Source organism: Persicitalea sp. (assembly GCF_041751555.1).
Classification (GTDB): domain Bacteria; phylum Bacteroidota; class Bacteroidia; order Cytophagales; family Spirosomataceae; genus Persicitalea.
The window spans coordinates 1-7,535 of record NZ_JBGSXF010000488.1 but is presented as its reverse complement, the minus strand read 5'-3'; the positions used below and the strand labels follow the sequence as shown (position 1 = coordinate 7,535).

Here is a 7,535-nt window from a genome sequence, read left to right as displayed (position 1 = left end):
TCGGCCAATTCGATTTCTTCCATTAAGTTCATCATCCGCTGTTGCGGGCTGAGTAATTTGCCGGTGGCCGGATCCGGCGTATTTTCAACGAAGGTGCTGATTCCGATTTCCATATTCGATGTAGGTACATTAATTTCTGATGTAACATGAATTACAGGTAAAATCGTTGCATCGACTTTTTACACCGCAAGATATTCCTTCCTATTTTTTATATTTGAGAAAACACCTAGTACACTATGGGAACGACTAAGCAAATTCCCAAAATCCTAATCTAGGAAGAAATCAACGTCCACGAGATCAACGTTCGAGATCCGTTGTTGAAAATGGCTTTAAAGTTGGACAAGCATGTTTATTAAAAAGTCTATGGATTTAAAAAAAAACAAAAAAAACGCCGTCGCTTTTTACAAAATGGCTTATGAAGGAAATCCACGCAAGGCCGTTGAGGTTTACGTGGGGGATGAGTACATTCAGCACAATCCTGTGGTGGCTGACGGGCCCGAAGCCTTCATTGGGTACTTTGAATGTATGCAGGCGGAGTACCCCGACAAAACCATCGAATTCGTACGGGCGATTGCCGAGGGCGATTTGGTGGCTTTACATACGCACCAAATCTGGCCGGGCGACGACCAATACATAACGATGGATTTTTTCAGATTCGATGATGCGGGCAAAATTGTCGAGCATTGGGACTCGATCCAGCAAATCCCCAAAGAATCGGCCAACGAGAACACGATGTATTGATTGAAACCTTTCAAACTACCTCACTCGATTTGTGAAACCCTCGATTAGCTACCAGGACAACCTGGAAACGAAACGGCTTATCACCCGTTTCCTGACACCCGACGACGTCCGGCCCTGGGCGGAGTTTTTCGCCGACGACGAAGCCGTAGAATTCTTTCCGATGGCCGTGTACGACTCCCACCAAGAAAGCGCCCGCTACTGGATAGATCGTCAGCTGACGCGTTACGCTGAGCAACGCTACGGAATGCAGGCGTTGATCGATAAAAAGACGCAGGTATTCGTGGGCATGTGTGGCCTGATGACGCAGACGGTGGACGATGTTATCGAAATGGAAGTTGGGTATCACGTTCTCAAAAAATACTGGGGACTGGGCTACGCGCCCGAAGCAGCCCGACTTTTTATCGATTATGCTTTTGCACGTGGTCTGGCCAATTCGGTCGTTTCGATAATCGACGTCGAAAATTCAAATTCACGGCGAGTCGCGGAGAAAAACGGTTTGACACGCGAAAAGCAGACAACTTACGACGGTCTCAATGTCTATCTTTATCGAATTCAGAAAAAAGATTAGCCCATAAACTCTTAAAATGAAAGTACTTTCCTCTCTCCTTCTTGCTTTTCTGCTATCCATTAGTCAGAACGACGCAATTGCCCAACCCAACCCCACGACGATTCGGGTAGATTTTAGCAAAGAAAGAGGCGTGGCTAAGCCTATCTGGGCGTGGTTCGGCTATGACGAACCCAACTACACCTACATGAAGGACGGCAAAAAATTGCTGACCGAACTGGCGCAGGCCAACCGCGTACCCGTCTACGTGCGGGCGCACAGCCTGCTAGTGACAGGCAATGGCGAGGCGGCCCTGAAATGGGGATCGACCAACGCCTACACCGAAGACAAAAATGGCAATCCGGTCTACGACTGGACCATCATCGACAAGATTTTTGATACCTACGTCGAGCGCGGCATGAGGCCGATGGCGCAAATTGGCTTTATGCCGGAGGCCCTTTCAACCAAGCCGGAACCCTACCGCCACTACTGGAAGCCAGACAACAGCTACGGCGACATCTTTACGGGCTGGGCCTACCCACCGAATGATTACGGAAAATTTGCGGAATTGGTGTTTCAGTGGGTAAAGCACTCGGTGGCGCGCTACGGCCAAAAGGAAGTGGAAAGCTGGTACTGGGAACTTTGGAACGAGCCCGACATCCCCTATTGGAAAGGCACGACGGAGGAGTACATCAAGCTCTACGACTACACCGCCGATGCCGTCAAACGCGCGCTACCTACCGCCCGAATTGGTGGGCCGGAGGTGACCGGCCCTAATTCGGAAAAATCCACAACGTTTTTCCGCGCCTTTATGGATCACGTCGTGAACGGTAAAAACTACGTCACGGGCAAGAAAGGCTCACCCATCGACTTCATTACGTTCCACGCCAAAGGCGCACCCAAAGTGGTCGATGGACACGTGCAAATGAATATGGGGGCACAATTGCGCAACATCGACAAGGGTTTCGAGATCGTGGCCTCCTACCCTACCCTCAAAAACCTGCCGATCGTCATCGGCGAGTCCGACCCAGAGGGTTGCGCGGCCTGTTCGGAGGATTTTCACCCTTCCAACGCCTACCGCAACGGCACGATGTACAGTAGCTACACGGCGGCGTCCTACGCCCGCAAGCAGGATATGGCCGAGGCGCGGGGCGTCAACCTGCTGGGAGCCGTGACCTGGGCCTTCGAGTTTGAGGATCAGCCCTGGTTCCGGGGGTTTCGCGATCTGGCGACTAATGGTGTGGACAAGCCCGTGCTGAATACTTTCCGTATGTTCGGAATGATGCCCGAGCGGCGGGTGGAAGTGAGTCAGAACGATTTGGCTTACTCTTTCCAGAAAGTCACGAAGGAAAGTGTACGCGGAGAGGCCGACATTAACGGTTACGCCACCAAAGGCACCCGCGAAGCCGCCGTCATGGTCTGGAACTATCACGACGACAATGTCCCGGCTCCCGATGCTCCGGTGTCGGTGCAGATGAAGGGCCTGACTGCATCGCGCGTTTTGGTGCAGCATTACCGCATCGACCAGCAGCACAGCAATTCCTACGAGGTCTGGAAAAGCATGGGGTCACCCCAAAAACCGACGCCGGAACAGATTGCCACGCTCGAAGCAGCCGGGCAACTGCAAATGCTAACTTCACCCGAATGGATGAATGTCAAAAAGGGTGAGTTGAAAATGGACTTCGCCCTGCCCCGGCAGGGCGTTTCGCTGGTTAAGGTTACGTGGTAGAGAGGCGATAAATCGCGTCCAAATTTCATCACTTAAAGTCATAAAACTTCCACTTCGTCTGGTAATCAGGCGTTAGCGGCTGGTCGATTAGCGAGGCGCGTACCATCTCGATGGGCATACTGTTCTCGTGCATAATGGCATCGTGGAACTGCTTGAAGGTCATCTTGCCGGAATCGACCAGTTCTTTCTTCAGACTAAAAATCTGCAAGCCGCCAATCAGGTAAGCTACCTGATACAGCGGGCTGTACCCTCCCTCAAACGAGCGGCGCACCTCGCCCTCGGCGTTGGCGCGTTCGTGGCCTACGCGATCGACCAGGAAGTCGATGCACTCCTGCGGCGTCCATTTTCGGAGGTGGTAGTTGAGTGAAAAGATGATGCGGGCGCAGCGGTGCATCCGCCAGAATAGCATCCCGATCCGTTCCTCGGGCGTTTGAGCGAAGCCCTTGTCGTAGAGCAGCAGCTCCCAGTAAAGCGCCCAACCCTCCGTCCAGAAAGGCGTGCGAAACTCGTTGCGATAGGGTTTGTAACGACTGCTAACGTAATATTGCAAGTGATGGCCCGGCACGAGTTCGTGCTGCACCGTCGGGCGCGAAAAGTACGGGTTGTTTCCCCGCATACTCATCAGCTTGTCGTCGTGTTCCATCGTGTTGGTCGGGTACGAAATGATGATGTCGCGCCCGCCGAGGAAGAACGGATTCACCAGTTGCCGTTCGGGCGTCATCATCTGCATGCCCCAGGTTTCGTCGGCGATTTCGGGGTAATCGATCAGGTTATTTTTTTGGATAAAATCCTTGGCGTCGTTGTAAAGCTTCATAATCAGTTCCGGCTGCTGCCCCGCCGGGACGAAGCTGTTCTTGACCTTTTCTTGGGCTTTTTTCCATTCGTTGCCAAAACCCATTTCTTGCGAAGACTTTAACAACTCCTTATCGCACCAGGCAAACTCCTTATTAGCCAATGCAATCAATTCTTCCGGCGTGTAAGGAATCATCTCGACCCGCAGTTGCCGAATCAACTCCTGTCGCCCGATCGGCACGCCCCTGATGCCGCTTTCGTCTTCCTTCTGGGTCGTGACCAGTTTACCTTTGCTTTTCATGATTTTGGCGTAAGCCAGCAGGGTGCTGTCCATCGCCTGAAACGGCTTGGGAACCCACCAGCTAAACATTGGATCATAGCCAACGTAAAAATCGTAGGTACTCCGCAGTCGCGCCTGCAACCCGACAATCGCTTCTTCGCCCCGGTCGGCCAACGTTTTGTCGATCGACTCGACTTTTTTCAGCTTTTCGGCGGCGGCGCTTACCTCCTTGTTTAGCTTGTCGAGCGAGGCGGCTACCTGTTGCCCATCGACCGTTGCGCCCCGGCGGCGGCCTTTCTCAAGCTGATAAATCGGCTCCGCGAAGGGAACGTACTTCGTAATCTGACCATACTCCTGCTCCTCCTGCGACAAGCCTAGTTTGTGATCTTCGATGCTTCTTTTGAGCAAAATATAGTCCACCTGGCCGTACTTACTCATGGCTTCAAAATCCAGAGCAGCCAGTTTTTTGAGGTAATTTTCATCTACTTCGACTAGTCGCTGCCGTTGCTCGGGCGAGTTCAGCCCATTGGCGGCCTCCCCGAAATAGCGGTTCTTGACCGTAGGAGAATAGAAATAGCGGATTGCCCGGATGTCCTGCCCGTATTGCAGAATGAGTCCGGCTACCTCGCTGGTTTGGGCGTAAAGATCAAAGGGAGTGGCGGGCGTCTGGGCTTGGGTGTAGTTTTTGGAGAATAGGAAAACGGAGCAAATAAAAATTAGAATCAGTCTTTTCATCAAAGGGAATTGTTTGAGTGGAAGGGTGGGCAAATGGTTCCGCACGGGCTGGTGTTGCTCTAAAAATAGAGTTGAAAGTACAATTTTAACGCGAACAATGAGATTGAAACGCGTTTTAGGGGCCAAATACCCGTAATTAATCCCGTCAGGGATGGCCGATGTTGTAGCCCCCGAATTCATTCGGGGGTAATGGCGGTACAACAACGCGCCCTAGTTCCGTAGGAACGACCGATAGTTTTTTCAACACCAATCGGCCATTCCTACGGAACTAATTGACAACGAGACGACTGATCACCCCAGGTTTCAACCGGGGGCTACTGTATCGGCCAAGCCTACGGCTTTAAAATCCCATATTCGCGTAATTTTATACTTTTACAAAAACCAGTTTTCAAGAAAACTCCTTCATTTGTCTCCCATGCGCTTATTCCTTTCGCTCTTTTTGCTGACTTTATTCTTTGTCGCTCAGGCCCAGCCAGCCACGCGCTGGTATAAAGGCAACACCCATACCCACACGCTGTGGAGCGATGGTGATGATTTTCCAGAACTGATATTGGATTGGTACAAAAGCCGCGACTACGATTTTATCGCGATTTCGGATCACAATACGTTGGCTGACAAAGAATTTTGGAAAGAAGTACCGGAACACCCCTTTCGTCAGGAGCGCTTCAGGGAGTACTTGAAGAAGTATGGGAAAGATTGGGTGGAATACAAAACCGACTCCGCTGGAAAAATTAGCGTGAAGCTCAAAACGCTGAAAGAATTCCGCCCGCTTTTTGAAGAAAAGGGCAAGTTCCTGATTATCCAAGCCGAAGAAGTGTCGGACAAGTTCGAGGGCAAGCCCATTCACATGAACGCCATCAACGTGAAAGAACTGCTGAAACCTCAGGGTGGCCACAGCGTGGCGGAAGTAATGCAAAATAACCTGGATGCCCTAAATGAGCAGCGCAAGCGCACGGGGCAACCGATGATTTTGCATGTCAATCACCCCAACTTCGTGTGGGCTATCAAGGCCGACGACATGCGCGGACTGCGCGGCGAGCGCTTTTTCGAGGTGTACAATGGCCATCCGCTAGTGCATAACTACGGCGACAGTACGACTTTCGGTATGGACGAACTCTGGGACGATCTACAGATCAGCTACCTGGCTGATGGCAAGCCGCCTCTCTACGGTTTAGCCACCGACGATTCGCACAATTACCTGGAATATAAGGTCGGTTTGAGTAATCCCGGACGCGGCTGGATCATGGTGAAAGCCAAGGAATTGACACCGGAAGCTTTGGTCGGTGCTATGGAAAATGGCGATTTCTACGCGACGACAGGGGTACTTCTCGCAGATTTGCAAACTACCAACAACACGCTTTCAGTTGAGGTAGAGGCAAAGGCCAACACAAAATACACCATTCAGTTTTGGGGCGCACGACCTTCACCGGCTGGAAATTCCAAGGCAAGAAAGCGAGTGCTTCTCAAAGAAGTACCCGGTACCTCCGCAAGTTTCAAGCTCACACCGCAGGATCTATTCGTGCGGGCAAAGATCATTTCCGACACACCCCAGAAAAATCCTTACCAAGAAGGCGACGTGGAAAAAGCATGGACGCAACCACTATTAAAATAGGTGAGTTATGGTTTACGACAATCGGAAATTTTTATTGGGAGTCGCAATGTATTCTTACATTCTCTCTCCCGTGACTTATGCACAAGTACCGGACCTTACTTACGAAGTGTATGTAAGCGGACTTACCCGACCGACTGACATCGCGGCAGCTCAGGACGGACGATTGTATGTTTCCGAAATTGGTGGGAATATCCGAATCATCGATCAGGAAGGAATGGTACTACCCTCCGCTTTTTTATCCATTGGCTATTTATTAAAGGATCAGCTTTGGGATGGAGTTTTTGGGATTGTCTTCCACCCTAATTACACGACGAACAGATACTTTTTTGTAAAATACATCAGAGCTGACGGTTATTTCGTCGTTTCCCGATTCAGAACGGATGCCACCAACCCCAACTATGCCAACCCAAATACTGAACAGGTAGTTTTAGCCATCCCTTACGATGGCGGACACCGGGGCGGAGACATCGCCTTCGGTGCGGATGGCTACCTCTATATTCCTACCGGTGATGGCTCGCCCGGCGGCCGGGGGGAAATTGGTGATTTGCCGCATCTGGCGCAAAACCTCACCTCCATAAAAGGGAAAATCCTGCGTATTGATGTGGACGGCGCGTCTCCCTACAGAATTCCTGCCTCAAACCCCTACCAAACTCCGGGTGACGGAATTCCCGATGAGATTTGGGGTTTGGGACTCAGAAACCCCTGGCGGATTAGTTTTGACCGACAGACGGGTGATGGCTGGATCGGAGACAATGGGCAAGACGGCTGGGAGGAAGTCGATTTTTTTTCGGCCAGTCATTCGGGCGGAATCAATTTCGGATGGAGTTGCTACGAAGGTACCCACGCATATGCTTCGTGTCCTCAATCAGCATCCTATACGAATCCCGTATTCGAGTATCCCGGATATGACCACAACGGTGGCCAAAGCGCATCGGTCGTAGGCGGATATGTATACAGAGGCCAGCGTTACCCTTCTCTGTGGAGTTGGTACATTTTTGCCGATTACGCATCAGGGCATCTGATGGGGGTTTCCAGCGACAGCACCCTCGCGCCAGCGAGTTTCGAAGCCGATTTCACCTTGTCGAATCCCGTGTCTTTTGGC

The 7,535-nt window shown here is 51.3% G+C and carries 6 protein-coding genes; 5 read left to right on the top strand and 1 reads right to left on the bottom strand.

Features of this window, described 5'->3' with window-relative positions:
- Positions 1-363 precede the first annotated feature (363 nt).
- From ACEW8P_RS17165 to ACEW8P_RS17155, 3 genes are read left to right on the top strand one after another with little or no spacing between them, the layout of a single operon-like run.
- On the top strand, positions 364-741 hold the full coding sequence (locus ACEW8P_RS17165; RefSeq protein ID WP_373514301.1) for an ester cyclase: 378 nt from the start codon (positions 364-366) through the stop codon (positions 739-741).
- A gap of 31 nt (positions 742-772) precedes the next feature.
- The gene (locus tag ACEW8P_RS17160; protein WP_373514300.1) at positions 773-1,309 is read left to right on the top strand and encodes a GNAT family N-acetyltransferase; all 537 of its coding nucleotides are present in this window, start codon (positions 773-775) and stop codon (positions 1,307-1,309) included.
- Between the two features lie 16 nt (positions 1,310-1,325).
- The gene (locus ACEW8P_RS17155; RefSeq protein ID WP_373514299.1) at positions 1,326-3,014 is read left to right on the top strand and encodes a beta-xylosidase; all 1,689 of its coding nucleotides are present in this window, start codon (positions 1,326-1,328) and stop codon (positions 3,012-3,014) included.
- Between the two features lie 28 nt (positions 3,015-3,042).
- Here ACEW8P_RS17155 and ACEW8P_RS17150 read toward each other — a convergent pair whose 3' ends face one another.
- Positions 3,043-4,821 (bottom strand): DUF885 family protein, encoded by a 1,779-nt coding sequence (locus ACEW8P_RS17150; RefSeq protein ID WP_373514298.1) that lies wholly within the window; start codon positions 4,819-4,821, stop codon positions 3,043-3,045.
- A 415-nt stretch (positions 4,822-5,236) separates the two neighbouring features.
- On the opposite strand from ACEW8P_RS17150, the gene ACEW8P_RS17145 reads away from it, so the two are divergent.
- Both ACEW8P_RS17145 and ACEW8P_RS17140 read left to right on the top strand, forming a co-directional pair.
- Positions 5,237-6,433: a histidinol-phosphatase gene (locus tag ACEW8P_RS17145; RefSeq protein ID WP_373514297.1), complete on the top strand. Its 1,197-nt coding sequence runs from the start codon at positions 5,237-5,239 to the stop codon at positions 6,431-6,433.
- Positions 6,434-6,440: 7 nt separating this feature from the next.
- Positions 6,441-7,535: sorbosone dehydrogenase family protein (locus ACEW8P_RS17140; protein WP_373514296.1), on the top strand; the 1,095-nt coding region annotated here is incomplete at its 3' end.